General features: G+C 64.9%; 20 protein-coding genes. 13 read left to right on the top strand and 7 right to left on the bottom strand.

Annotated elements, in window-relative coordinates; genetic code table 11:
* Positions 1-10: 10 nt before the first annotated feature.
* Positions 11-1,117, bottom strand: coding sequence for a M48 family metallopeptidase (locus XH88_RS28235; RefSeq protein WP_271671496.1), 1,107 nt, complete (start codon positions 1,115-1,117; stop codon positions 11-13).
* 3 nt (positions 1,118-1,120) lie between these two features.
* Positions 1,121-2,263 carry a YjgN family protein gene (locus XH88_RS28230; RefSeq protein WP_442868484.1) on the bottom strand — a complete coding sequence of 381 codons (1,143 nt, stop codon included), beginning with the start codon at positions 2,261-2,263 and terminating at the stop codon, positions 1,121-1,123.
* Between the two features lie 314 nt (positions 2,264-2,577).
* On the opposite strand from XH88_RS28230, the gene XH88_RS28225 reads away from it, so the two are divergent.
* Together XH88_RS28225 and XH88_RS28220 are read left to right on the top strand one after the other, a co-directional pair.
* On the top strand, positions 2,578-3,843 hold the full coding sequence (locus XH88_RS28225; protein ID WP_271671495.1) for a cytochrome P450: 1,266 nt from the start codon (positions 2,578-2,580) through the stop codon (positions 3,841-3,843).
* A gap of 182 nt (positions 3,844-4,025) precedes the next feature.
* Positions 4,026-5,300: a cytochrome P450 gene (locus tag XH88_RS28220; protein WP_271671494.1), complete on the top strand. Its 1,275-nt coding sequence runs from the start codon at positions 4,026-4,028 to the stop codon at positions 5,298-5,300.
* A 282-nt stretch (positions 5,301-5,582) separates the two neighbouring features.
* On the opposite strand, the gene XH88_RS28215 is transcribed toward XH88_RS28220, so the two are convergent.
* The gene (locus XH88_RS28215) at positions 5,583-6,503 is read right to left on the bottom strand and encodes a LysR substrate-binding domain-containing protein (RefSeq protein ID WP_271671493.1); all 921 of its coding nucleotides are present in this window, start codon (positions 6,501-6,503) and stop codon (positions 5,583-5,585) included.
* A gap of 125 nt (positions 6,504-6,628) precedes the next feature.
* On the opposite strand from XH88_RS28215, the gene XH88_RS28210 reads away from it, so the two are divergent.
* From XH88_RS28210 to mdlC, 4 genes are all read left to right on the top strand, one after another.
* Positions 6,629-7,798 carry an acyl-CoA dehydrogenase family protein gene (locus XH88_RS28210; RefSeq protein WP_271671492.1) on the top strand — a complete coding sequence of 390 codons (1,170 nt, stop codon included), beginning with the start codon at positions 6,629-6,631 and terminating at the stop codon, positions 7,796-7,798.
* Positions 7,799-7,807: 9 nt separating this feature from the next.
* Positions 7,808-8,908 carry a CaiB/BaiF CoA transferase family protein gene (locus XH88_RS28205; protein ID WP_271671491.1) on the top strand — a complete coding sequence of 367 codons (1,101 nt, stop codon included), beginning with the start codon at positions 7,808-7,810 and terminating at the stop codon, positions 8,906-8,908.
* 15 nt (positions 8,909-8,923) lie between these two features.
* Positions 8,924-9,775 (top strand): FAS1-like dehydratase domain-containing protein, encoded by an 852-nt coding sequence (locus XH88_RS28200; protein WP_271671490.1) that lies wholly within the window; start codon positions 8,924-8,926, stop codon positions 9,773-9,775.
* A gap of 148 nt (positions 9,776-9,923) precedes the next feature.
* Positions 9,924-11,546 carry a benzoylformate decarboxylase gene (gene mdlC, locus XH88_RS28195; protein WP_271671489.1) on the top strand — a complete coding sequence of 541 codons (1,623 nt, stop codon included), beginning with the start codon at positions 9,924-9,926 and terminating at the stop codon, positions 11,544-11,546.
* 144 nt (positions 11,547-11,690) lie between these two features.
* On the opposite strand, the gene XH88_RS28190 is transcribed toward mdlC, so the two are convergent.
* Together XH88_RS28190 and trhA are read right to left on the bottom strand one after the other, a co-directional pair.
* Complete coding sequence (locus tag XH88_RS28190) at positions 11,691-12,485, bottom strand: SDR family oxidoreductase (protein WP_271671488.1); 795 nt, start codon at positions 12,483-12,485, stop codon at positions 11,691-11,693.
* 55 nt (positions 12,486-12,540) lie between these two features.
* Entirely contained in the window at positions 12,541-13,236 is a 696-nt protein-coding gene (gene trhA / locus XH88_RS28185; RefSeq protein WP_271671487.1) for a PAQR family membrane homeostasis protein TrhA, read from the bottom strand.
* 179 nt (positions 13,237-13,415) lie between these two features.
* Between trhA and XH88_RS28180 the strand changes: the two genes are divergently transcribed.
* Both XH88_RS28180 and XH88_RS28175 read left to right on the top strand, forming a co-directional pair.
* Entirely contained in the window at positions 13,416-14,885 is a 1,470-nt protein-coding gene (locus XH88_RS28180; RefSeq protein WP_271671486.1) for a YcjX family protein, read from the top strand.
* Positions 14,882-15,910, top strand: a complete 1,029-nt coding sequence (locus tag XH88_RS28175) for a YcjF family protein (protein ID WP_271671485.1) — start codon at positions 14,882-14,884, stop codon at positions 15,908-15,910. The genes XH88_RS28180 and XH88_RS28175 overlap by 4 nt, the downstream gene beginning before the upstream one ends.
* Before the next feature lie 89 nt (positions 15,911-15,999).
* Here XH88_RS28175 and XH88_RS28170 read toward each other — a convergent pair whose 3' ends face one another.
* A complete protein-coding gene (locus XH88_RS28170; protein ID WP_271671516.1) occupies positions 16,000-17,550 on the bottom strand; it encodes a glycosyltransferase family 39 protein in 1,551 nt (516 codons plus the stop codon).
* A gap of 302 nt (positions 17,551-17,852) precedes the next feature.
* On the opposite strand from XH88_RS28170, the gene XH88_RS28165 reads away from it, so the two are divergent.
* From XH88_RS28165 to XH88_RS28150, 4 genes are all read left to right on the top strand, one after another.
* Entirely contained in the window at positions 17,853-19,589 is a 1,737-nt protein-coding gene (locus XH88_RS28165) for an adenylate/guanylate cyclase domain-containing protein (protein WP_271671484.1), read from the top strand.
* Positions 19,590-19,798: 209 nt separating this feature from the next.
* Positions 19,799-20,998 (top strand): SorA family sulfite dehydrogenase catalytic subunit, encoded by a 1,200-nt coding sequence (gene sorA / locus XH88_RS28160; protein ID WP_271671483.1) that lies wholly within the window; start codon positions 19,799-19,801, stop codon positions 20,996-20,998.
* An 11-nt stretch (positions 20,999-21,009) separates the two neighbouring features.
* Complete coding sequence (gene sorB / locus XH88_RS28155) at positions 21,010-21,318, top strand: SorB family sulfite dehydrogenase c-type cytochrome subunit (RefSeq protein ID WP_271671482.1); 309 nt, start codon at positions 21,010-21,012, stop codon at positions 21,316-21,318.
* A 197-nt stretch (positions 21,319-21,515) separates the two neighbouring features.
* Complete coding sequence (locus XH88_RS28150) at positions 21,516-21,716, top strand: cold-shock protein (protein WP_128968186.1); 201 nt, start codon at positions 21,516-21,518, stop codon at positions 21,714-21,716.
* 171 nt (positions 21,717-21,887) lie between these two features.
* On the opposite strand, the gene XH88_RS28145 is transcribed toward XH88_RS28150, so the two are convergent.
* Positions 21,888-22,349 carry an Lrp/AsnC ligand binding domain-containing protein gene (locus XH88_RS28145; protein ID WP_194464197.1) on the bottom strand — a complete coding sequence of 154 codons (462 nt, stop codon included), beginning with the start codon at positions 22,347-22,349 and terminating at the stop codon, positions 21,888-21,890.
* 114 nt (positions 22,350-22,463) lie between these two features.
* Here XH88_RS28145 and putA point away from each other — a divergent pair, with 114 nt between their 5' ends.
* On the top strand, positions 22,464-25,463 hold the full coding sequence (gene putA / locus XH88_RS28140; RefSeq protein ID WP_271671481.1) for a bifunctional proline dehydrogenase/L-glutamate gamma-semialdehyde dehydrogenase PutA: 3,000 nt from the start codon (positions 22,464-22,466) through the stop codon (positions 25,461-25,463).
* Positions 25,464-25,509: the final 46 nt, after the last annotated feature.

Raw genomic sequence — 25,509 nt, 5'->3', positions numbered from 1 at the left:
GCGCCGACGCTCAAATCTTCCCGCAGATGCTCTTCAGCGCCTCCCACTCCTTGTCCGTTAGCAGCGGCGGACCGCTGGCGGGGCGATCTTCCTTCGTCATGCGGGCGAGGCGATCCTCGGTCAGCGGATGGCTTGCCAGGATCGTCGCGAAGCTCGAGCCGCCCTCCTTTCCAGTGATGCGGAACATCAATTCGGCCGCAGGCTTCGGCGAGCGGCCGAGTGCATGCATGATCTCGATCGCGAAAGTATCGGCGTTGGTCTCCGCCTCGCGCGAATAGGAGGCCTCGACGACGCTTCGCGAGGCGAAGATCACGGCGGAAGAGCCGGTGACGTCACCGAACAACAGACCGATCAGGAACGAGGTGCCGCCGTTGTAGATCAGGCCGCGCATGTTGTCGTGATGCTTGAGGTGGCCGAGCTCGTGGGCGAGGATGCCGGCGAGCTCGTCGGGACTTTCGGCCTTGTCGAGCAGGCCGCTCAACAGGTAGACCTTCCCACCCGGCAGCGCGAATGCATTCGGCACCGGGGTTCGCAGCACACCTGATGTCATGGAATCGTCGTCGAGGCCGGCGGCCTCGCGCAGACGGTTGACGAGCTTGCGGAACGCCGTCTGACCGGCTGCGTCGTTGCAAACCCCGCCGCGGAAGATCGTTTTCACCTGCACCTCGGATGCATCGCCGATGCGCCGCTCGATCGGCTTCGGTACCAGGGGCGCAAGGCGGTCGGCGGCGAGCGGAACGCCAAACAGCACGACGCAGACGATCGAGATGGCGGCTGCTACCGACCAGCCGACGATTTTCGCGACACCGCGGCGCGTGGTCTGATGCTCGTCGAGCCGGACGCAGCGGGCAGTCACTGCGGTGGCGAGCGCCAGGTCCCGGATCTCGAGCCGCGCCAAGGGCGGCGCAGAGGTCGAGGCGAGCCGCAGGACACTGGCCGGACTGTCGGCGCGACGGATATCGTCATAGGCCCAGCGAACCGGCGCCCTGCCCTCCTCAACGAGCTCGAGCGCATCACCCAGCGTCAGCGTGACCTGACGCCTGCGGCTCGATACGCCGTCGTAGAAGATGGTCGGCTTTGCACTCTCTGTCGCCGTCTCGACTGGTGTGTCGGTCACGATCTAAAATCCTGCGACATCGAGCCCATCGGCAAAGCCTTCGCCAAGTGCGCTGGCGAGATCGCCCCGTCCCTCCACGTCCGCTGCCGCGCCGATGTCATGCACCTTGAGCGTCTCGAGCGCCTTTACCCACATATCATGCTGGAGATACACGCGCAGGACGACGTTGAGCGCGAGCACCGCGGCAAGATAGCCGATCACCATCGCGGACAGCAGCGGAATGCTCCGCACGATCGCGTCGGGCCCGGTGGGCGCCCCATCGGTGGCCGCGACCAACCCGACCGCACCGGCAATGTAAAGCCCGAACAGCCCGCTCAGCAGCAGCCACCAGCCGATTACTTTCCAATAGAGGCCGTAGAATGCGTTGTGCGGCAACTCCGAGGACACGCTCACGTCGCCGATGCGGATGCCCTCGAGCCACCAACGCCACTCGCGCGCCTTGAACTCGGCGTAGAAGAACGGCGCGAGCGGGAAGATCACCATCGCGACCGGACTGAGCAGCCAGAGCCACCAGGCGCGCTTGAAGAACTCCCAGCCGTCGCCGGCGAAATCGCCTTGCAGATCGCCGAAATGGGTGTGCTGCATCTTGTAGCGCTCCAGCGAGGCCTGCCGCCACGGCAGCGCCAGGCCGAGGGTGAGGAACACCAGGAGGCCCCAGGCCATCGCGCGGAACGAATAGGCCCAGCCGGAGCCGTCCATCCAGAAGCGCACGCCGCGCCACACCGTGCGCGTCAGCCGATAACGCCGCGCGCGGAAGATCGCGAACTGGCCAAAGGCGTAGAACGCGATGAACAGCGGCGTCGAGGCAAAACCCTTCCAGCGCTCGAACTCGATGCCGACGAGGAAATAGGCGAGATAGATCGGTACCAGGATCGCGAGTGCGAACAGGAAGCCGATCAAAAGCTCCTTGCCGCGTCCGGTATATTCGGCGGCATCACCGTCGATCGCGGTGTTCGACCACAGATGACGGCGAATGTCGGTGACCAGCCAGAACCGGTAGAAACCGAAGGTGACGAGCTCCAGCAGGGCGCCCTTGCTGACCATCCTGCGGAACACCGAGCGCTCGCCGGTGAAATCGACCCGCGTGGGCGGCAGCGGTGGCGGTAACGGTTCGGAGCCGATGGGCGTCCATTGCATGTCGTTCACGGCGGCAACCTCGGGATGCGGACCTGATGCGATCAAACTATAGATCAAAAGGTTAGTCGATCCCCAAGATCGCGGGGTTCGATTTACCTGGATTCCCGTCGATTTCTCGCACGAATGCGGTGGCACGGGCGTGTTCGGGATCACGCTGTGAATGTCAGGTAGCCCGGACGGAGCGAAGCGAATCCGGGCTGCGCATCCTTACTTGCGGCAAAACTGCCGCTTGCTCCGGAGCACGTAACGCGTTGTAATTGTGATTCAAATACCGCGGCGCAGAATTCATAAATAAGCGCGCGGGCATGCAAGGGAGGACGGTCATGCATGGGACCATCGAGAGCGCGGCCAAGCTCGACGAATTGCGTGCGCGCGCATCGTCACTACCGCTGGAGCAATTCGATCCCGGCGACCCTGAGCTGTTCAGGACCGATACGTTCTGGCCCTATTTCGACCGGCTGCGCCGCGACGATCCCGTGCACTATTGCAAAGATTCGATGTTCGGGCCGTACTGGTCAGTGACGCGCTACAACGACATCATGGAGATCGAGACCAACCATTCGGTGTTCTCCTCGGCCTCCTCGCTCGGCGGCATCACCATCCGTGACATCGATCCCGACCTGCGCCGCGAGAGCTTCATCTCGATGGATCCGCCGCGCCATGCCGCGCAGCGCAAGACCGTGGCGCCGATGTTCACGCCGACGCATCTGGATAATCTCGCCGTCAACATCCGCAAGCGCTCGGCCGAGTGCCTGGACCATCTGCCTCGCGGCGAGGTGTTCGACTGGGTCGACCAGGTCTCGATCGAGCTCACCACCCAGATGCTCGCGGTGCTGTTCGATTTCCCCTGGGAAGACCGTCGCAAGCTGACGCGCTGGTCGGACATCGCGACCACGCTTCCCGGGCCGGACGGACTCGTTGCCACCGAGGACGAGCGGCAGGCCGAGCTGGCCGAGTGCGCGCAGTATTTCTCGCGCCTGTGGAAGGAACGCATCGCGCAGCCGCCGAAGAGCGACCTGCTGTCGATGATGGCGCACGGCGCCGCGACCCGCGACATGGATGCGAAGAACTTCCTCGGCAATCTCGTGCTTTTGATCGTCGGCGGCAACGATACCACGCGCAACACCATGTCCGGCTCGCTTCTCGCGCTGAGCCAGCATCCGGATCAATACCGCAAGCTGCGCGAGAACCCCGATCTGCTCGACAGCTTCGTGCCGGAGGTGATCCGCTGGCAGACGCCGCTCGCGCATATGCGCCGCACCGCGCTTTCCGATTTCGAGTTCCGCGGCAAGCAGATCAAGAAAGGTGACAAGGTCGTGATGTGGTACGTCTCGGGCAACCGCGACGAGGAGGTGATCGAGAAGCCCTACGACTTCATCATCGACCGCGTCCGCCCGCGCACGCACCTGTCCTTCGGCTTCGGCATCCACCGCTGCGTGGGCCTCAGGCTTGCCGAACTGCAGCTCAAGATTATCTGGGAGGAGATCCTGAAGCGGTTCGACCATATCGACGTGGTCGGCGAGCCAAAGCGGGTGTATTCCAGCTTTGTAAAGGGTCTTGAAACCTTGCCGGTTAAGATTGCGGCGTGAGTTCGAGCTATACGCCCACGACGATGCTGCACCCCCCTCTCCCGCTTGGGGGAGAGGGTCGGGGAGAGGGTATCTCCGCGACGGGACAGTCCCCAAGAGGAGAAAACCCTCACCCGGCGCTCCGCGCCAACCTCTCCCGCAAGCAAGCGGGAGAGCTTAAACAGCCAACTGGAGCCACAACCATGAACTTCCAAGCGCCGGTGAAAGTGGACAGGGCCGAACGCATGCGCAGGGCCCGCGAGGAGGCCTATGCGACGCCGCTGGCACAATTCCACCCCGGCGCGCCCCGGCTATTCCAGGACGACACGCTGTGGCCCTGGTTCGAGCGGCTGCGCAAGGAAGAGCCGGTGCATTACTGCACCAACGCGCCGATCGCCCCCTACTGGTCGGTGGTGAAGTACAACGACATCATGCATGTCGACACCAATCACGGCGTCTTCTCCTCGGACTCCACGCTCGGCGGCATCTCGATCCGCGACGTGCCGGAGGGCTATGACTGGCCGAGCTTCATCGCGATGGACCAGCCCAAGCATTCGGCGCAGCGCAAGACGGTGTCGCCGATGTTCACGCCGACCCATCTGGACGAGCTGGCAAAGCTGATCCGCCAGCGCTCGCAGACCGTGCTGGACGATCTGCCGCGCAACGAGACCTTCAACTTCGTCGAGCGCGTCTCGATCGAGCTGACGACGCAGATGCTGGCGACCCTGTTCGACTTCCCCTGGGAGGAGCGGCGCAAGCTGACGCGCTGGTCCGACGTCTCGACCGCGCTGCCCAAGAGCGGCATCGTCGCAAGTGCCGAAGAGCGCCGCCGCGAGATGGACGAGTGCTACGCTTACATGTCGAAGCTGTGGAACGAACGCGTCAACTCCGGACCGCGCAACGATTTGCTGTCGCTGATGGCGCACAATCCGGCGACGCGCCACATGGACCCCGACAATCTCATGGGCAACATCATCCTGCTCATCGTCGGCGGCAATGACACCACCCGCAACACCATGACCGGCTCGGTGCTGGCGCTGAACGAGAACCCGGACCAATACGACAAGCTGCGCGCAAACCCCGATCTGATCGACTCGATGGTCCCCGAGGTGATCCGCTGGCAGACACCGTTGGCCCATATGCGGCGCACCGCGCTTGCCGACACCGAGATCGGCGGCAAGCATATCAAGAAGGGCGACCGCGTCGTGATGTGGTACGTCTCGGGCAATCGCGACGAGGAGATGTTCGAGCGGCCGAACGACTTCATCATCGACCGCCCGCGCCCTCGCACGCACCTCTCCTTCGGCTTCGGTATCCATCGCTGCGTCGGCATGCGGCTGGCGGAACTGCAGCTCCGCATCGTCTGGGAGGAGATGCTGAAGCGGTTCGACCGCATCGAGGTGGTCGGCGAGCCCAAACGGATCTATTCCAGCTTCATCAAGGGATATGAATCGCTGCCGGTGCGGATTGCGGCCTGAGCTCTATCTTCGGTCATTGCAAGTGACGGCAGCTTGTTCGCGCGTGTCCCGGACGCGACGCAGCGCATAGCGGTGCGGCGCTGAGCCGGGACCCAGCAAGCAACGGCCTTGCTGCGACATGGGCCCCCGGCTCTGCAGCGCATCACTCCGGACGATGCTTCGCATCGCCGGACGTGCTGCGCTGCGTCCGGGGCACGAGAGCGGCATGTCGGCGACTTCAGCTATAAAATTTCGGCATGACAGGTCGCACCAGATGCGAAGGCAAGACGGCGCGAAGCTGTTCTAACTCAGCCTGATGTCCCACACCCCGTCCTTGCGGCAGGCGGCGACTTCCTCGCGCAGGAGCGCGGTGATGGCGAGCGAGGCCGTCGAGGCCGGGCGATCGATCGGAGAGGCGAAAATGAGCTCGCGTGTCATCGGCTTGGAGACGGGTGCGGTCTCCAGCCGGCCGTCCGCGACCTCGCCGCGGACCGACGAGGGCGGCAGCAGCGCAAAACCGAGCCCCTCCTCGACGAGGCTGGTCAGCACGCGAAACGAATCCGCCTCCAGCTGGACGTTGAGCTTGATCTTGCGCTGGGCGGCCGCGTGCTCGATCAGCGCGCGGAGGCCGTGGGAATGACTGGGCAACACCAGCCTCTGCCGCAACAGCCAGCCGACATCGACGCTCTTCTTGCGCGCGAGGCCGCAGCCGCGCGGGCCGACCGCGACGATATTGTCACGACCGAGGCTCTCGACGTTGAGATGCAGATCCGCGGAGCGGCCGTAGAGGATGGCGAGATCCATCTCGCCCCGATGCAGCCATTCGACGAGATGGCCGCTGTAGCTCTCGACGATGCGCAGAGAGATGCCGGGAAACTTCTCGACACAGCGCCGCGCAAAGCGCGCCGACAGCACGCAGCTCACCGTCGGAACCAGGCCGAGCACGACCTGGCCCGACGGCGGACCCTTGGCCGACTGGATGTCGTCGCGGATCTGGTCGATCTGCCGCACGATGCCGGAGGTGCGCGCCAGCAGCAGGCGTCCCGCCTCCGTGAGCACCATGCCGCGGCCGTTGCGTGTGAACAATTCGGTGCGCAGCTCGTGTTCCAGGAGCTTGATCTGCCTGGACAGCGCCGGCTGCGCCACGCGCAGCGTGTCGGACGCCTTGGAGAGGCTGCCGAGCTCCGCCACGCAACTGAAGGTCCTGAGCTGCCGGAAATCCATGCTTGCCAATCCTGGAAGGCTACTCCATACGCTATAGCAAATGAGCATAGGGGGCTGGCGATGTTTTCACAACGCCAGAGGATCGGCCGGCGTTATCTTAACTGCCGCTACGAACAGGAAACGCCATGAGTGAAGACCACCACAGCGAAGATTACGCCGACATCCGCGAAGCCGTCGCAAAGCTCTGCGCGCAGTTTCCCGGCGAATATTGGCGCAAGCTCGATCGCGAGATGGCCTACCCCAAGGCGTTCGTCGATGCGCTGACGGAGGCCGGCTATCTCTCGGTGCTGATCCCGGAAGAATATGGCGGCGCGGGACTGAAGCTGTCGGCCGCCGCGGCGATCCTTGAAGAAATCCAGCGCGCAGGCTGCAACGGCGGCGGCTGCCACGCCCAGATGTACACGATGGGCACCGTGCTGCGGCACGGCAATGCCGAGCAGAAAGCCAAATATCTGCCGAAGATCGCGAGCGGCGAGTTGCGGCTGCAGGCCTTCGGCGTCACCGAGCCGACCAGCGGCACGGACACGTCTTCGCTGAAGACCTTTGCGCGCAAGGAAGGCAACGACAGCTACATCGTCAACGGCCAGAAGATCTGGACCAGCCGCGCCGAGCATTCCGATCTGATGGTGCTGCTGGCCCGCACCACGCCGAAGGAGCAGGCCAAGAAGCGCACCGATGGCTTGTCCGTATTCATCGTCGACATGCGCGAGGCCAGGAACAACGGCCTCGAGATCCGACCGATCCGCACCATGATGAATCACGCCACGACCGAAGTGTTCTTTACCGACATGAAGGTGCCGGCGGAGAACCTGATCGGCGAGGAAGGCAAGGGCTTTCGCTACATCCTCTCCGGCATGAATGCCGAGCGCATTTTGATCGCGGCGGAATGCATCGGCGACGCCAAATGGTTCATCGCCAAGGCCACCAACTATGCCAAGGAGCGCAGCGTGTTCGGCCGGCCGATCGGCCAGAACCAGGGCATTCAGTTCCCGATCGCCAAAGCCTATGCCTCGATGCGCGCGGCCGAGCTGATGGTGAAGGAAGCGACGCGCAAATACGAGGCCGGACTCGGCTGCGGCGCGGAGGCCAACATGGCCAAGATGCTGGCGGCGGATGCGTCCTGGGAAGCGGCGAACGCGTGCATCCAGACCCATGGCGGCTTCGGCTTCGCCGAGGAATACGACGTCGAGCGCAAATTCCGCGAGACGCGCCTTTACCAGGTGGCGCCGATCTCGACCAACCTCGTGCTCTCCTTCGTCGCCGAGCACGTGCTCGGCATGCCCCGCTCATACTGAGGTCGCATCATGGGAGCACTTGACGGGATCAGGGTGATTGCAGTCGAGCAGGCGGTGGCGGCGCCGTTCTGCACCTCGCGCCTCGCCGATGCCGGCGCCGAGGTGATCAAGATCGAGCGGCCTGAAGGCGATTTCGCCCGCGGTTATGATGCGGCGGCCAAGGGCCAGAGCAGCTATTTCGTCTGGCTGAACCGCGGCAAGCAGTCGGCCGTCGTCGATCTCGCCACCAAGGAGGGCCGCACTGAACTGGAAGAGCTGATCGCGAGCGCCGACGTGCTGGTGCAGAACCTCAAGCCGGGCTCGATGGATAAGCTCGGCTTTTCGCGTGAGCGGCTCTTGAAGGATTATCCGAAGCTGATCTCTTGCACGATCACGGGCTACGGCGACGAGGGCCCCTACGCGCATCGCAAGGCCTATGATCTCCTGATCCAGGCCGAGAGCGGCCTCGCCTCGATCACCGGCAACCCTGATGGTGCTTCGCGCGTCGGCATGTCAATCGTCGATGTCGCGACCGGCGCGACCGCGCATGCGGCGATTTTGGAGGCGGTGATCGCACGCGGCCGCACCGGCAAGGGCTGCGACATCCGCATCTCCATGTTCGACGTGATGGCGGACTGGTGCACTGTGCCGCTGCTCAATGCGGAAGCCGGCAATCCACCGAAGCGCATGGGGCTGCGTCACCCCTCGATCGCGCCTTATGGCGTCTTCACCTCGAAGGACGGCAAGGACATTTTGATCTCGATCCAGAGCGAGCGGGAGTGGAAGACGCTCTGCGCCGAGGTGCTGGACCAGCCCGATCTACCCAAAGACCCTCGCGTCGCCAACATGGTGGAACGCGTACGCAACCGCGATTTCACCGACAAGACGGTCGCGGACATCTTCGGCAGGATGACGCGTGATGAGTTGTTGAAGCGGCTGTCGGACGCCGACATTGCGTTCGCCGAGGTCAACACCATGGCCGATCTCACCACGCATCCACATCTGCGCCGCATCGAGGTCGATACGCCGAACGGCCGCGTCAGCTATCCCGCGCCGGCGCCGATCATCGTCGGCGAGACGCGCAGCTACGGCGCCGTGCCGGCGATCGGCGAGAATCCAAGGAAGAAATAACAAGAGCGAGGCGTGATGACCGAAAAGCTCGACATCGATCACCTCAGGCAATGGATCGGCCGCAGCGAAGAGGCCACCGATATCGTCACCGCGCAGCTCGTCAAGGGCCTGCGTGCGACGCTGTTCCAGGAGGTCGGCGCGCCCAAGGCCGGCGACGGCGCACCGTTCACGGTGCATTGGTGCCTGGCGCCACCGGTGTTTCCGATGGCGATGCTCGGGCCCGACGGCCATCCGACCCGCGGCGGCTTCCTGCCGCCGGTGCCGCTGCCGCGTCGGATGTGGGCCGGCGGCGAGATCGAGTTCCTGCAGCCGCTCCGGGTCGGCGATGAATCGACGCGGACCTCGCGCATTGCCGACGTGCAGGTGAAATCAGGTTCGACCGGCACGCTGTGCTTCGTCTCGGTCGAGCACAGCATCTCTTGCCCACGCGGCATCGCCATCCGTGAGCGGCAGGACATCGTCTATCGCGAGATGACGAGCGGCACGCCGGCGAGCGCGAAGACCCCGCCCCCGCCGCCGAAGGCGCAGCATCGCGAGACGCACGTCTCAGATCCCGTGCTGCTGTTCCGTTATTCCGCGCTGACCTTCAACGGCCATCGCATCCATTACGACCGCGACTACGTCACCAAGGTCGAGGGTTATCCGGGCCTGATCTTCCACGGGCCGCTGCAGGCGGCGCTGATCATCGAGATGGCGGCGAAGCTTCGCGGCGGCAAGGCGCCGAATAAATTTACCTATCGCGGTTTGCAGCCGCTGTTCGAAGGCACGGAGTTCTCGGTCAACGCCAACGAGATCGACGCAGGCATGGAGCTGTGGACCGCGAATGCCGAGGGGCAGCCGACAATGAAGGGCACGGCGGTGTGGTGAGCAACCGCTGCTTCCTCCTCGTCATTGCGAGGAGCGAAGCGACGAAGCAATCCAGACCGTCACCGCGGAAACATTCTGGATTGCTTCGCTACGCTCGCAATGACGGGTGGGGTCGGCAGTCGCCAATCAACAACAGGGACGGAAAACCATGTCCAAGAACGGCAAGACCGGCAGCAAGTCCGTCACCGTCAAGCAGGCGACGCTCGATCTGCTGCGTGCCTTCGGCATCGACAGGGTGTTCGGCAATCCGGGTTCGACCGAGCTGCCATTCCTCTCCGACTGGCCCGACGACATCGACTACGTGCTGGCGCTGCAGGAGGCCTCCGCCGTCGGCATGGCCGACGGCTACGCGCAGGCGACGCGCAATGCCGGCTTCGTCAATCTGCATTCGGCGGCCGGTGTGGGCAATGCGCTCGGCAATATCTACACGGCGCACCGCAACCAGACCCCGCTCGTGATCACCGCCGGCCAGCAGGCCCGCGCGATCCTGCCGTTGCAGGCATTCCTCTATGCCGAGCGCGCCTCGGAATTCCCGCGGCCTTACGTGAAGTACAGCGTCGAGCCGGCGCGGCCCGAGGACGTGCCGGCCGCGATCGCGCGGGCCTATTACACCGCGATGCAGCCGCCCTGCGGGCCGACCTTCGTGTCGATCCCGGTCGATGACTGGGCGCATGCCAGCGCGCCGGTCGAAGCACGCAAGGTCAGCCGCGAGATCGGGCCCGAGCCTGATTTAATGAAGGCGCTGGTTACGGCGCTCGGCTCGGCCAAGCACCCTGCCCTCGTGGTCGGCCCCGGGGTCGACCGCGCCGGCGCCGTCGATCTCATGGTGCGCGTCGCCGAAAAGGCCAAGGCGAGCGTCTGGGTCAGCCCGTTCTCGGCGCGCTGCTCGTTCCCGGAGCGGCATCCGCAATTTGCCGGCTTTCTGCACGCTTCGCCCACGCAGCTCTCCGACGCATTGCGCGAGCACGATCTCGTCATCGTCATCGGCGCCCCGGTGTTCACCTTCCATGTCGAAGGCCATGCCGCGATCTTCGACGGCGGCGCGACGATCTTCCAGATCACCGACGATGCGGGTGCCGCGGCGGTGACGCCGGTTGGCACCAGCATCATCGCGACGATGAAGCCCGCGCTGAGCTTACTGCTCGAACTGCTGCCCGAGAGCAAGCGCGCCGCGCCAAGGGGCCGCACGCTGCCGCCGGCGCCCGAGGCCGCCGATCCGCTGCCGGTCGAATTCCTGCTGCACTCGCTGTCGCAGGCAATGCCTGACGGCGCCTCACTGGTCGAGGAAGTGCCCTCGCACCGCCCGGCCATGCAGAGATTCCTGCCGATGCGCGGCCAGGACAGTTTTTACACCATGTCGAGCGGCGGCCTCGGCTATTCGCTGCCGGCCGCGGTCGGCATGGCGCTGGGCAAACCGAACAGCCGCACCGTCTGTCTGATCGGCGACGGCTCGGCGATGTATTCGATCCAGGCGCTCTGGACCGCCGCGCAGCGCAAGCTGCCGCTCACGGTCGTTGTCATCAACAATTCCGGCTACGGCGCGATGCGCTCGTTCAGCCAGGTGATGCAGGTGAGGAACGTGCCCGGCCTGGAGCTGCCCGGAATAGATTTCGTCCGGCTCGCCGAAGGCATGGGCTGCCATGCGATGCGGGTGAGCAGGGCCGCACAGCTGGGTGAGGCGCTCAAGCGCGGCATGTCGTTTGAGGGCACGAGCCTGGTCGAGGTCGTCGTGGATTCGGCCGTGCCGGTGCTCTACGGGCAGAAGCATTAGGGCGAGAGCCGTCACACGCGCAGCTGTCATCGCCCGGCTTGACCGGGCGATCCAGTATCCCAGAGACGATAATCTGATACGGGAGCCGCGGCGTACTGGATGCCCCGGTCAAGCCGGGGCATGACAGGTCAATCGCGGTCCTCCCTACTTGCCGAACTCCTCCCGCATCTTCGCCTGGATCTTGGCCATGCCGCCGATCCAGCGGTCGTAATTCTCCGTCTTCTTGCGCATGTAGCCGAGCACTTGCGGGTGCGGCAGGATCAGGAACGTTTCCTGCTCGAGGCCGGCGAGCACGTCCTTTGCCACCTGCTCGGGCGTGAGGTCGCCGTCGCCGGATTGCGGACCTTTCGGGATCGAACGCAGCATGTTGGTGTCGACGCCCTGCGGGCAGAGGATCGAGACCCTGATGTTATCGGCCTTGTGCGAGATCGCGAGGTTCTCGGCAAAGCCGACCGCGGCGTGCTTGGTGGTGGAATAAGCGGGGCTACCGACCTGCGACAGCAGGCCAGCGGCCGAGATGGTGTTGAGGAAATAGCCGCCGCCGCGCGCCTTCATCCGGGGGATGAGATGCCGTGCCGCGTAGACGTGCGCCATGACGTGAATGGCCCAGCTGCGCTGCCAGGGCTCGTCGGACGCGCCGCCGGCATTTTGCGACATCGGATCGAAGCCGCCGCCGATACCGGCATTGGAGCAGAACAGGTCGATCGGCCCGAACTGCCGCTCGGTCTCCTCGATGACGTGCGAAATGTCCTTTTCCTGCGCGACGTCGCATTTGAAGGCCGCGCCATCCACCATGGCGGCAACAGCGCGCGCGTTGGCGGCGTCCATGTCGGCGACGACGACCTTGGCCGCGCCGGCAGCGTGAAAGGCCTCGCACATCGCCTTGCCGATACCGTTTGCGCCGCCCGTGACGACCACGACCTTGCCGGTCACATGCATGCGACGTCTCCTCTTGTCTTAGGCCGCACAGCTTATGCCGCTTCGCGGAACTCAGCTAGCTCAACACGAGGTCGAGCACGGCGGTATAATGACATGCCGCGCCGGCCAAGACAAAGCCGTGCCAGATCGCGTTCTGGAAGCGCAGCCGCCGCCAGGCGTGGAAGATCACGCCAAAGCTGTAGAGCAGGCCGCCGGCGAGGATGAAAGCCAGCACCAGCGCCGGCAGAGCCCGGACCACCGCGTCATAGAGCATCAGGCCGCTCCAGCCCATGGCGAGATAGATGCCGACCGAGACGCGATCGAACCGGCCGGGCCGGCAAAGCTTCAGCACGATACCAAGGATAGCGACGCACCAGACGCCGGCGAGCAGCACCAGCGCGAACGCGCTGTCCTTCACCTCCAGGATGAACGGCGTGTAAGTTGCCGCGATCAAGAGGTAGATCGCGGAATGATCGAAGCGACGCAGCAGCCATTTGGCGGGCGAGACCGGCCAGAGATTGTAGGTTGCCGACAGCACCAGCATCGACATCAGCCCGGCGACATAGATCGAGACCCCGATGATATCGGTCGCATCGGCATAGACGACCGCCAGCACCACCAGCACGGTCGCCGCAATGATGCCGGCGAGCACGCCGATGCCATGGATGATGCCGTCGGCGATCAGCTCGGCGCGATCGTAATTCCAGCCGATCGCGTCGGCCGCGGCGTGGACGGAGGTGGATGCAAGTTGTTTCAACTGGAAAACGGTCATGGCAATCCGCGATAGCTGTGCAATGCCCTTGCACATGGGTCTTTCGGGACCGGCGCGTCGTTCAATCGGCTGATTTGCCGACAAAGACGGTGGAAGTATGAAGCTTGATTTTCCTCATGCAATTGCCACTTTTGTGAACGGCTTCACTGTTCCGCCCGCCCGAGATTGATCACGTTCATATGGCATTCAGTTTTCAGGACATGGTCGAAGAGGCGCGGCTTTCGGCGCGAGCATTGATCGACTATGGCGAGCACTTCTTCAACCCGACGGTACGGCTTGGTGTCACGGGCCTGTCGCGGGCCGGTAAGACCGTATTCATCACCGCGCTGATCCACGGGCTGACGCGGGGCGGCCGGTTTCCGGTCTTCGAAGCCTATGCCTCGGGCCGGATCGCGCGGGCGCATCTGGCGCCGCAGCCCGACGATGCCGTACCGCGATTCGCCTACGAGAACCATCTGCGCGCGCTGATCGAGGAGCGGCGCTGGCCAAGCTCGACCGTGGACATCAGCGAGCTGCGCCTCGTCATCGACTATCAGCGCCCGAACGGCGCCGACCGCACGCTCACGCTCGACATCGTCGACTATCCCGGCGAGTGGCTGCTCGACCTGCCGCTGCTGCAAAAGAGCTACGAGCAATGGTCCGCGGAGAGTCTGGCGTTGTCGCGCGAGACGCCGCGCGCGCACCTGGCCGCAGACTGGCACGCGCATCTAGCGACGCTTAAAGCCGAAGCGCGCGAGGACGAGCAGGCGACGCTGACAGCCGCAAAGCTATTCACCAGCTATTTGCGCGCCTGCCGCGACGAGCGGTTTGCCATGAGCCTGTTGCCGCCCGGCCGTTTCCTGATGCCCGGCAGTCTCGCCGATACGCCTGCGCTGACATTTGCACCGCTCGACGTCCCCACAGGCAGACAGGCACCGGAGGGATCGCTGTGGGCGATGATGATACGCCGCTTTGAAGCCTACAAGGACGTCGTGGTGCGGCCGTTCTTCAGGGATCATTTTGCCCGGCTCGACCGCCAGATCGTGCTGGCGGATGCCCTCGCTGCATTCAATTCGGGACCCGAGGCGCTGCACGATCTCGAAGCGGCGCTATCAGGCATCCTCGATTGCTTCCGCATCGGCCGCAGCACGTTTCTATCCAGCCTGTTCCGGCCGCGCATCGACCGCATCCTGTTCGCCGCAACCAAAGCAGATCATCTGCATCATTCCAGTCACGACCGCCTCGAGGCCGTGCTGCGCCGCGCCGTCACTCGCGCTGTCGCGCGCGCGGAAGATACCGGCGCTGCGATCGACGTCGTCGCGCTCGCCGCAGTCCGCGCCACGCGCGAGGCGCAGGTTGCGCACGGCCGCGACAAACTGCCCTCGATCCTGGGCACGCCGGCCGCCGGGGAAAGCGCGAACGGCGAGTTCTTTGACGGCAACACGGAAGTGGCGACCTTTCCGGGCGATCTGCCGGATGATCCCGAGCCGCTCTTCAACGGCAGGGATGCGTTCCACGGATTATCGACGCAAGCGGCAGAGAAGAGCGATTTCCGCTTTCTCCGTTTCCGTCCGCCCAAGCTCGAACGCGAAGGAACGACCGAGCCCACACTGCCGCACATTCGCCTCGACCGTGCCCTGCAGTTCCTGATCGGAGACAAACTCGCATGAACGACCGATCGAAGCCGCGACGGCCGGCGACGTTCCGGCTCGACAATCCCGATGTCGTCGTGACCGAGGCCGACGAGACCAGCCGGCTCAACCGCGCCACCATCCAGATCACGCCGGAGCCCGATCCGGCGAACTTGCCGGTGCCGATCGAGACAGCGCTTCCGGCGCGGCGCGGCTTTCCCTGGGGGGCGCTGTTCTGGTCCGGCGTCGCCGGCCTGACGCTGCTCGGCACCGGCCTTGGCGTCGTCAGGCTGATCGAGGATCTGTTTGCGCGCAGCGAGAGCCTCGGCTTCGTCGGGCTTGCGCTCGCGTTCGTCACCACGCTTGCGCTTGCGGTGGTGATCGGGCGCGAGGCGTTCGGCCTTGCACGGCTTGCGACGATCGAAAAACTGCATCGGCGCGCCGCCGAGGTGCTCATCAGCGACGATCGCAACGAGAGTCGCGCTATCGTCAAGGACCTGGTCGCGATCGCGCACCAGAACCCGCAGCTCGCGCGCGCCCGTGCTGCGCTGGAGAGTCATACCGGCGAGATCATCGACGGCGCCGACATGATCCGGCTCGCGGAGCGCGAATTGATGTCGCCGCTGGACGCGGAGGCGCGGCGGCTGGTGTCCTCGGCCGCGCAGCGGGTCTCGATCGTCACGGCGGTATCGCCGCGCGCATTGTTCGACGTGCTGTTCGTGTTCGTGGCCTCGCTACGCCTGATCCGCCAACTCGCCCGGCTCTATGGCGGCAGGCCCGGCGCATTCGGCATGATCCGCCTGCTCCGCCACGTCATCGCCCATCTCGCCATCACCGGCGGCCTCGCCGCAAGCGACAGCCTGGTGCAGCAGATGCTCGGGCACGGGATTGCTGCAAAGCTGTCGCAGCGACTGGGTGAAGGCATGTTGAACGGGCTCTTGACGGCGCGGCTCGGCTTGGCGGCGATTGATGTCACGCGACCGCTGCCGTTCGCCGCGCTGCCGCCGCCGAAACTGTCGGATCTGGCGACGGATATGCTGCGAAAGAAAGCGGAAGAGGAGTAGTTCTCGCTTACCCTCTCCCCCTGTGGGAGAGGGTGGCTCGCCGCAAAGCGGCGAGACGGGTGAGCGACTATCTCTCGACGAATACACATCTATCCGTATGGATAGACATCCCTCATCCGGCGCTTCGCGCCACCTTCTCCCACAAGGGGAGAAGGAAGAAACCCGGCCAGCACTCGCCACTGGAACAGCGGCGAGTCCTTTGGCGGCGAGAGCTCCGGGGTCCAGCCGTCCAACTTGTCCAAAGTGTAGGTATCGATCAGGACGCCGCGCCAGCGGCGTTCGACCTGCCCTAACGGCGTACGCTTCGCCGGAATGTTCTCCCACAGCGGCGAATGATCGTCGGGCTGGCGACCGACATAGAGTCCCGCGTGGCCTCGGATCCGGTCCATGCCGGGATCGCGGAAATCCTGAAAGCGGCCGCGCTCGTTGATCTCGACAACGGGGACGCGGCCGCGAAACAGCCAGCGCATCATGGCATAGGTGCGGTAATCCGTGGTTGCGATCCAGGTCGCGCCGGTCTCGTCGAGCGCCACCTGGGCGCGCGCGGCGACCTGGTCGTAGCCGGCCTCGGCGCCGATCGGATCCATCTTGCCGAGGAAATTCCAGGACGCGGCGACGTAGTAGAGGAACACGATCACGACGAAGGCGATCCCGGACACCAATGCCGTCTTCACCCAGAAGATGCTCGAGCGGATCATCCGGGTCGACCAGTCTTCTTTCGGCAGCAGCGCGAGGTTTACCGCGGCCGCGGCGAAACCAACCGGCCACATGAACATCGGCCAGGTGTCGCCGACCCTGAGCGTCAATGATTTGAAAAAGAAGTAGACGAACGGCGCCAGCACGGCAGTGGACAGCAGGATCGCCACGGGCTCGCGGGAGCGATAACCGCGCCACGCCGTCAGGACGAGACCCGACAGCACCACCGGCAGCATGACGAAACCCACGAGACCGAGTTGCAGGCCGATATAGTCGCCGATGGTGCGCAGCGAGATGCCGTAATTTGCGGTCGCGCGAACGCCCTGGAAACGGAACGAGGCCCAGTCGTGCTGCGCGTTCCAGATCAGCACCGGCGAGAACAGGGCCACGGCGATCAGCACCGCCAGATAAGGAAAGGGGCTGCGCAGCCAGCGCCAGCGCCATTCCGGCACCAGCAGGAACGCGGCCACAGCCGGCGCGAACATGATCGCGGTGAATTTCGATAGCAGCGAGAGCCCCGCGAACAGGCCAGCGGCGAGCCACCAGCGGTCGTCGCCGCTTTGCGCGAGCCGCACCAGCGACCACATCATTGCCACCGCGAACGGGATCATGGCGACGTCGGGCGCGACCTTCGCCATCAGCAGGCCGTAATAGAGCGCGGCCTCCGGCATCAGAACAGCCACCACGATCGCGCGCACATCATGGGTGATGCGACGGACGATGTCAGCGAGCAACAGCTGTGTCACCAGCATCGCGACGATGCCGCCGAAGCGGACGCCCAGCACGGTGTCGCCGAAAATCGCGGTGCCGAAGCGGATCAGCCAGGCGATGCCGGGCGGATGGTCGAGGAAGCTCAGCGCGGCCTCCTTCGACCAGGTCCAGTAATAGGCCTCGTCGGTACGCAGCTCGATCGCGGACGCGTAAATGATGCGCAGCACCGTCATCGCGGCGATCACCAGCGCGGCCACGACCAGCGGCCGGCGCGAGGCGTCGTTGGGCTTCACGGTGATGTCGGGAGCGATCGTCACGGCGGCGCTTTTCCCCGACTTGGGAGGGGGAGTCAATGTGGCCACCGTCATCCCGGGCAGGCGAAGCGCGACCCGGGATACGGCGCAAGAGCGCTTTTGCCCACCTACAAGACTTACCGTTACGTAACCTTGTCGGGCATGTGATCGGATTGGCCATCTACCCGCGGAATTTAACTCTCCGCTGGCTGTTCTCCTCAGTGAACTGATACAAGCGAATCATGGCCGCGACCGCCCTTTCACGATTGTCCGAACTCGTCCGCTCGACCAGCGCGCGGCAAGTGCGGCTGGTCTGCGGCGTCATCCTGTTCTCTTATGTGGTCAGCCACTTCCTCAACCACGCGCTTGGCAACATCTCGGTCGATGCGATGCAGGTCGGGGTCTATTACCACACCGCGTTCTGGCAGTTCCTCCCGGTTACGATCGTGTTCTACACCGCCGCCCTCACCCACATGGGTCTCGGCGTGTACGCACTGTACCAGCGCCGCCAGTTCCGCTGGCGGACGATCGAGCCGCTGCAGCTCGTGTTGGGGCTGAGCATCCCCGCGCTGGTGATGGCGCATGTGATCGGTATCAGGCTCGGCCAGGCGCTTTACGGGCACGAAAAACTCTATCCGCAGGAGCTCTATCTGTTCTTCGTCGTGGCGCCCGCCCGGCTCTGGACGATGACGATCCTGCTGATCGTCGCCTGGGTGCATGGCTGCATCGGCATCTATTTCTGGCTCCGGCTGAAACCGTTCTTCGCGCGCGCGGCCCCGTATCTGCTGGCGGCCGCCGTGCTGATCCCGACGCTGGCGCTGCTCGGCATCTACCAGGGCGGCCGCAGTATCGCCGCCGACAGCGAGGACAGCGACTGGCGCCGGCAGAATTACACGCAGCGCGAGGTCGGCACGTTCGCACAGGCCGATACGCTCGACCGCATCACCGGCGGACTGACGATCGGTTATTTCGGCCTGCTGGGGCTGGCGCTGCTCGCGCGCGGCGTACGCGGCTGGCGCGAACGTCGCGGCGGCATGATCGCGCTGTCCTACGGCAACGGCAAGACGGTGCGCGTGCCCAAGGGTCTCTCCGTGCTGGAGGCGAGCCTGCGGCACAACGTGCCGCATGCCAGCGTCTGCGGCGGCCGTGCCCGCTGCTCGACCTGCCGCATCCGCATCATCGGCGATCACGGCACCCTGCCCGAGCCATCGCAGCGCGAAGCCTTCGTGCTGGCCCGCGTCGGCACCGCCGATCCCTCGATCCGGCTTGCCTGCCAGCTGCGGCCGACCTGCGATATCTCCTTCTTTCAGCTGTTCATGCCGCAGATGCTGGCGGCCAACGCACAGGCGTCATCGCCGGCCAGGATCGGCCAGGAGCGCTATCTGGTCAGCCTGTTCGTGGACATGCGCGGCTCGACGCAGCTCGCCGAGAAACGCCTGCCGTTCGACACCGTCTTCATCGTCAACCGTTTCCTGGGCGCAGTATCGCAGGCCGTGATCGAGAATGGCGGCCAGCCGAACCAGTTCGTCGGCGACGGCATGCTGGCGCTGTTCGGCCTCACGACCGATCCGCACACCGCCTGCCGGCAGGCGCTGAAGGCGGTGGCGGGCATTTCGACGCACGTGGACGAGCTCAACGAGCTGCTGAGCCACGACCTGCGCCAGCCGATCCGCTTCGGTATCGGCGTCCATGGCGGCGAGGTCATCATCGGCGACATCGGCTATCGCGATCACATCGTCTTCACTGCGCTGGGCGACGCCGTGAACGTCGCGGCGCGGCTCCAGGACCTGACGAAGACGCTGGCCTGCGAGGCGATCGTCTCCGAGGAGGTCCGGCGCACTGCCGGCCTTCACGAGGAGGCGCTGCCGAAGCAGGAGGTCGCGATCCGCGGTCGCGACGAGCCGATGGTCGTGCGCGTCGTTGCGGATACGAGGGATTTGTCGGCGCTCGTCGATCGAAGCGAGCGCGTGGCGGCGTAAAGTGCAAACGATGGGGGGAAATGCGCCCCTTCGCCGCTTGCTTGCGGGGAGGTGAGGAAATCCTCTCCCGCAACACCGGCCTGCTGCAGCGCAATGGCATGGGCTTGCTGCGAAAGCACGAATTGACTTCAACCTGGCGGTTGAGACAGATGAGTGCGCGCTTCGCGGTGATGACCGCGAGCCAACGAAAAGCTCCGGGAGGAGACGACATGTTCGACCGACGCGACCTGCTCAAAGGAGCGGGCCTTGCCGCCATGGCGGCCACACTGAACTCCACGAGGGCGTTGGCCCTCGACACCGTGACGCTGCCGTTCGGCAACGGCGAGCGGCCGCTGGTGAAATATCCGCAGAAACGGCCGATGATCGGGCTCACCAGCCGTCCGCCTCAGCTCGAGACGCCCTTTGCAATCTTCAACGACGGCCCGATCACGCCGAACAACGCGTTCTTCGTGCGCTATCACCTCGCCGACCTGCCCTACAATCTCGATCCCGACAAGTTCACGCTCGAGGTCAAGGGCAAGGTCGACAGGCCGCTCAAACTGTCGCTGAAGGACATCAAGAAGATGAAGGCGACCGAGATCGTCGCCGTCAACCAATGCTCCGGCAACAGCCGCGGCTTCTTCGAGCCGCGTGTTGCCGGTGGCCAGCTCGCCAATGGCGCGATGGGCAATGCGCGCTGGCGCGGTGTGCCGCTCAAGACCGTGCTCGACATGGCGGGCGTGCAGGCCGGTGCCAAGCAGGTCGTCTTCGGCGGCATGGACGGACCGGTCACCGACAAGACACCCGACTTCGCCAAGGCCCTGGACCTCGCTCACGCTGTCGACGGCGAGGTGATGCTGGCCTATGGCATGAACGGCGAGGATCTTCCGTTCCTCAACGGCTTTCCGTTGCGCCTGGTGGTGCCCGGCTATTACGGCACCTACTGGGTCAAGCACCTCAACGAGATCACCGTCGTCGACAACATCTACGACGGCTTCTGGATGAAGTCGGCCTACCGGATTCCGGATACGCCCGACAATTCGATCGAGCCCGGCACGACGCCGAAAGCGACGATTCCGATCAACCGCTTCACCATCCGCTCCTTCATCACCAACGTGCCTGATGGCGCCAAGCTGAAGGCCGGACGGACGACGCTGCGCGGCATCGCTTTCGACGGCGGCAAGGGCATCAAGGACGTCTCGGTCTCCACCGACGGCGGCAAGACCTGGGCCTCCGCCAAGCTCGGCAAGGATCTCGGCAACTACTCGTTCCGCGAATGGAAGTTGCCGGTGAAGCTCGCGACCGGCCAGGTCGAACTCAAGGTGCGCGCCACCAGCAATTCCGGAGAGACGCAGCCGGACACGCCGCGCTGGAACCCGGCCGGTTATTTGCGCAACGTCGTCGAAACCGTCCGCGTCAGCGTGGCCTGAGGAGAATGATCATGCAGCGCCCCGTTCTCAGCGCCATCGCGTTTGCCGCCGCCGCATTGGCAGGATCCGCCCTTGCCGCCCCGGTCAATTACAAGACCCCCGACGAAACTGCAGCCTTCAGGCCCGGCCCCAATCTCGAGGTCGTGCAGGGCAATTGCGCCGCCTGCCACTCGTCCGACTACATCGCGACCCAGCCGCCGATGAAGGACAAGAAAGCCTTCTGGCAGGCCGAAGTGACCAAGATGATCAAGGTTTATGGCGCGCCGATCGCCGAGGCCGACGTCGGCAAGATCGTGGACTACCTGGCTGCCACTTATTGACGGCATCAGGGCCAATTGACCGCGAAACGGGCAAATCAGGCAAAAACGCCGCGAAGTTGAGCGAATTTCGGTAAAATGCGGATGTGGTTTGATCTACCAAGCCCGCCACATTCCGCGTATCCTGTTAGGACCGAACCGGCCGGTTGGCGGGGACTGGCGGTTCGTGATCTCGGAGGAAGACCCGCGGAGAAGACGTGATGCCCAAAGGTACGGTCAAGTGGTTCAACCCGACGAAGGGTTATGGATTTATCCAGCCTGCGTCGGGCGGCAAGGATGTGTTCGTGCATATCTCGGCAGTGCAGAAAGCCGGCCTCTCCTCGCTCAACGAGGGACAGACGGTTGAATATGAAGAGATCGCAAACCGGGGCAAGACCTCCGCAGAGAACCTCAAAGTATAAGCCCGCCAGCCGTTGCTGCCTCCCGGATCTGCTCCGGGAGTGAGGCCAAAAAAATTTAGAAGACGATCAGTGCACTCGACGACAGGCGTTGCGACTGCACGCGAAAGGTTATTTGCCTGGAGAGATCGCCGATCAACGCCGCAGCAATGACAATCGCGACCGCATGTCGTGTCAGCCCACCGGCAACGGTGCGTCGCGCTTGATCTCCTCCATCACCGCATAGGTGCGCGTCTCGCGCACCCCCGGCATCGACAGCAGGGTCTCGCCGAGAAATCGTCGATACGCGGTCATGTCCGCCAGCCGCGCCTTCACCAGATAATCGAAGCCGCCGGCAACCATGTGACACTCCAGCACTTCGGGCGCCAGTTTCACCGCGCGCGCAAAGCGCTCGAAATTGTCGGGCGTGGTCTTGTCGAGCAGCACCTCGACGAACACGAGCAAGCCGAGCCCAAGCCGGTGCGGATTGAGTCGCGCACCGTAGCCTTCGACAAAACCCTCGCGCTGCAACCGCTTCAGCCGCTCGCCGACCGAGGTCGGCGACAGCCCGATGCGCTCGGCGAGCTCGACATTGGCGATTCGCCCGTCCTCCTGCAAAATCGAGAGGATTTTCCGGTCTATTCGATCGAGTTCCATACTTTATGCGGTTTAATGATCGGCAAGCTTCATTTTTTACGGCAAAATGGCTATCTTGTCTATCGAACCACGGTCATGCGGGCTTTATCCTGATTTTCAACCCCAGGAGACGCCATGCCGAACAACCCGCCGCCCTTCTCAGCCCCCTACGCGCCTGACGACGCCGATTTGGCTGTGCGCCTGTTTCCGTTGTCGCATCTCACCCCACCGCAGGACGCCCGGATCGACCGCACCGCGACGCGGCTGATCGAGGCAATCCGCAAGCGCGACGACCGGCTCGGCGGGGTCGAGGACATGCTGCGCGAGTTCGCGCTCTCGACGAAGGAGGGGCTGGCGCTGATGGTTTTGGCCGAGGCGTTGCTGCGCGTGCCCGATGCCCGCACCGCCGACCAGTTCATCGAGGACAAGCTCGGCGAGGGCGACTTCATCCATCATGAGACCAAGTCCACCGCGTTCCTGGTCAACGCCTCGGCCTGGGCGCTTGGCCTGTCAGCGCGGGTGATCCAGCCCGGCGAGACGCCGGACGGCACAATCGGCCGGCTGGTGAAGCGGCTTGGCGCACCGGCGGTGCGCACCGCCACGCGCCAGGCGATGCGGTTGATGGGCAACCATTTCGTGCTGGGCGAGACCATCGAGCAGGCGCTGGAGCGAGGCAAGCCGCGCTCCGGCCAGAAGTCGCGCTACTCCTTCGACATGCTCGGCGAAGGCGCGCGCACGGCTGCCGATGCCAGGCGCTATTTCGACGCCTATGCCAGCGCGATCGAAACGATCGGCAAGGCCGCGGGCGACCATCCCCTGCCCGACCGGCCCGGCATCTCCGTCAAGCTCTCGGCGCTGCATCCGCGCTTCGAGGCGATCAGCCGGGACCGCGTCATGGCCGAGCTCGTTCCGCAACTGCAGGATCTCGCGCGGCGCGCCAAGGCGCATGACCTCAACTTCACCGTCGACGCCGAGGAGGCCGACCGGCTGGAGCTGTCGCTCGACGTGATCGCGGCAACGCTCGCCGATGACTCGCTGAAAGGCTGGGACGGCTTTGGCCTCGCGATCCAGGCCTATCAGAAGCGCGCCGGCGCGGTGATCGACTACGTCCACGAGCTGGCCCGCGCGCATGATCGAAAGCTGATGGTGCGCCTCGTGAAGGGTGCCTATTGGGACACCGAGATCAAGCGCGCGCAGGAGCGCGGGCTCGACGGCTATCCGGTGTTCACCCGCAAGGCGATGACGGATCTGAACTACGTCGCCTGCACGGCGAAGCTTCTCACTTTGCGGCCGCGGCTCTTCCCGCAATTCGCCACCCACAACGCTCTCACCGTCGCAACCGTGCTGGAGCTTGCAGGTAGCAGCGGCGGCTTCGAATTCCAGCGGCTGCACGGCATGGGCGAAGCGCTCTACGAGCAACTCGCCAAGGATCACCCTGAGATCGCCTACCGCACCTATGCGCCGGTCGGCAGCCATCGCGACCTGCTCGCCTATCTGGTCCGGCGGCTGCTCGAGAACGGCGCCAATTCGTCCTTCGTGGCGCAGGCGGCCGACTATCGCGTGCCGGTCCCCGCGCTGTTGAAGCGCCCGGTCGATCTCATCGTCCGGCCCGATCACGCGCATCATGCCAGAATTCCGCTGCCGGGCGATCTGTTCGCACCCGAGCGGCACAATTCACCCGGCATCGAATTCGGCGAGCGCGCCGCGCTCGCCCGGTTGCTCGCCGAGGTCAAGGCCGCAACGCCCGACCTCAAGCCGAATCCCGACGCAACGCCTGAGCAGGCGGCACCGGCGATCGCTGCGGCCCGCGCGGGCTTTGCTGGATGGAGCCGGACCCCTGCGGCAACACGCGCGGCAGCGCTGGAGCAGGCCGCGCATCTCCTGGAGAGCCGCTCCGCGCATTTCATCGCACTCTTGCAAGCCGAAGGCGGCAAGACGCTCGACGACGCGCTCTCCGAGCTGCGCGAAGCCGCCGACTTCTGCCGCTATTATGCCGCGCAGGGCCGAAAGCTGTTCGGCAGCGAGACCGCCATGCCGGGCCCGACCGGCGAGAGCAACGCGCTCGCCATGCGCGGCCGCGGGGTCTTTGTCGCGATCTCGCCGTGGAATTTTCCGCTGGCGATTTTCCTCGGCCAGGTCACGGCCGCGCTGATGGCCGGCAACAGCGTCGTGGCCAAGCCGGCCGAGCAGACGCCGCGCATCGCGCGCACGGCTGTCGCGCTGCTGCACGAGGCCGGTATCCCGAATAGCGCACTGCATCTCGTCACCGGTGACGGCCGTATCGGCGCGGCACTCACGGCGCACGCTGATATCGCCGGCGTCGTCTTCACCGGCTCGACCGAGGTCGCGCGTCAGATCAACCGGACCCTTGCTGCGAAGGATGGACCGATCGTGCCGCTCATCGCGGAGACCGGCGGCATCAACGCCATGATCGCGGATGCCACCGCCCTGCCCGAGCAGGTCGCCGATGACGTGGTGACCTCCGCCTTCCGTTCCGCCGGCCAGCGCTGCTCGGCGCTGCGGCTGCTGTTCGTCCAGGAGGACGTCGCCGACCGCATGATCGAGATGATCGCGGGCGCCGCGCGCGAATTGAAGATCGGCGATCCCGCAGATGTCGCAACCCATGTCGGCCCGGTGATCGATACCGAGGCCAAGCAGCGGCTCGATGCCCACATTGCGCGGATGAAGAGCGAGGCGCGGCTGCACTTCGCCGGCATCGCGCCGGATGGCTGCTTCGTCGCACCGCATATCTTCGAGTTGAAGGATGCCGGCCAGCTCACCGAGGAGGTGTTCGGCCCGATCCTGCATGTGGTGCGCTACCGCGCCGAGACGCTCGGCCGCGTGCTACAGGCGATCGAGCGCACCGGTTACGGGCTGACGCTCGGAGTCCACTCCCGCATCGACGACACGATCGAGGCCATCATCGAGCGCGTCCAGGTCGGCAACATCTACGTCAACCGCAACATGATCGGCGCGGTGGTCGGGGTGCAGCCGTTCGGCGGCAATGGCCTGTCCGGAACCGGGCCCAAGGCGGGCGGCCCGCATTACCTCGCGCGCTTTGCCACCGAGCAGACCGTGACCATCAATACCGCGGCCGCCGGCGGCAACGCGGCGTTGCTCGCGGGAGAGGAATAAGGCCTTGCGCCTGATGCCGTTGCATCCCGGCAAAACATCGGTCTAA

It is taken from the genome of Bradyrhizobium sp. CCBAU 51627 (genome assembly GCF_028128765.1).
Taxonomy (GTDB): Bacteria; Pseudomonadota; Alphaproteobacteria; order Rhizobiales; family Xanthobacteraceae; genus Bradyrhizobium.
Note: the sequence above shows the minus strand (reverse complement) of the source record. Positions and strands in the feature narration are given on the sequence as shown.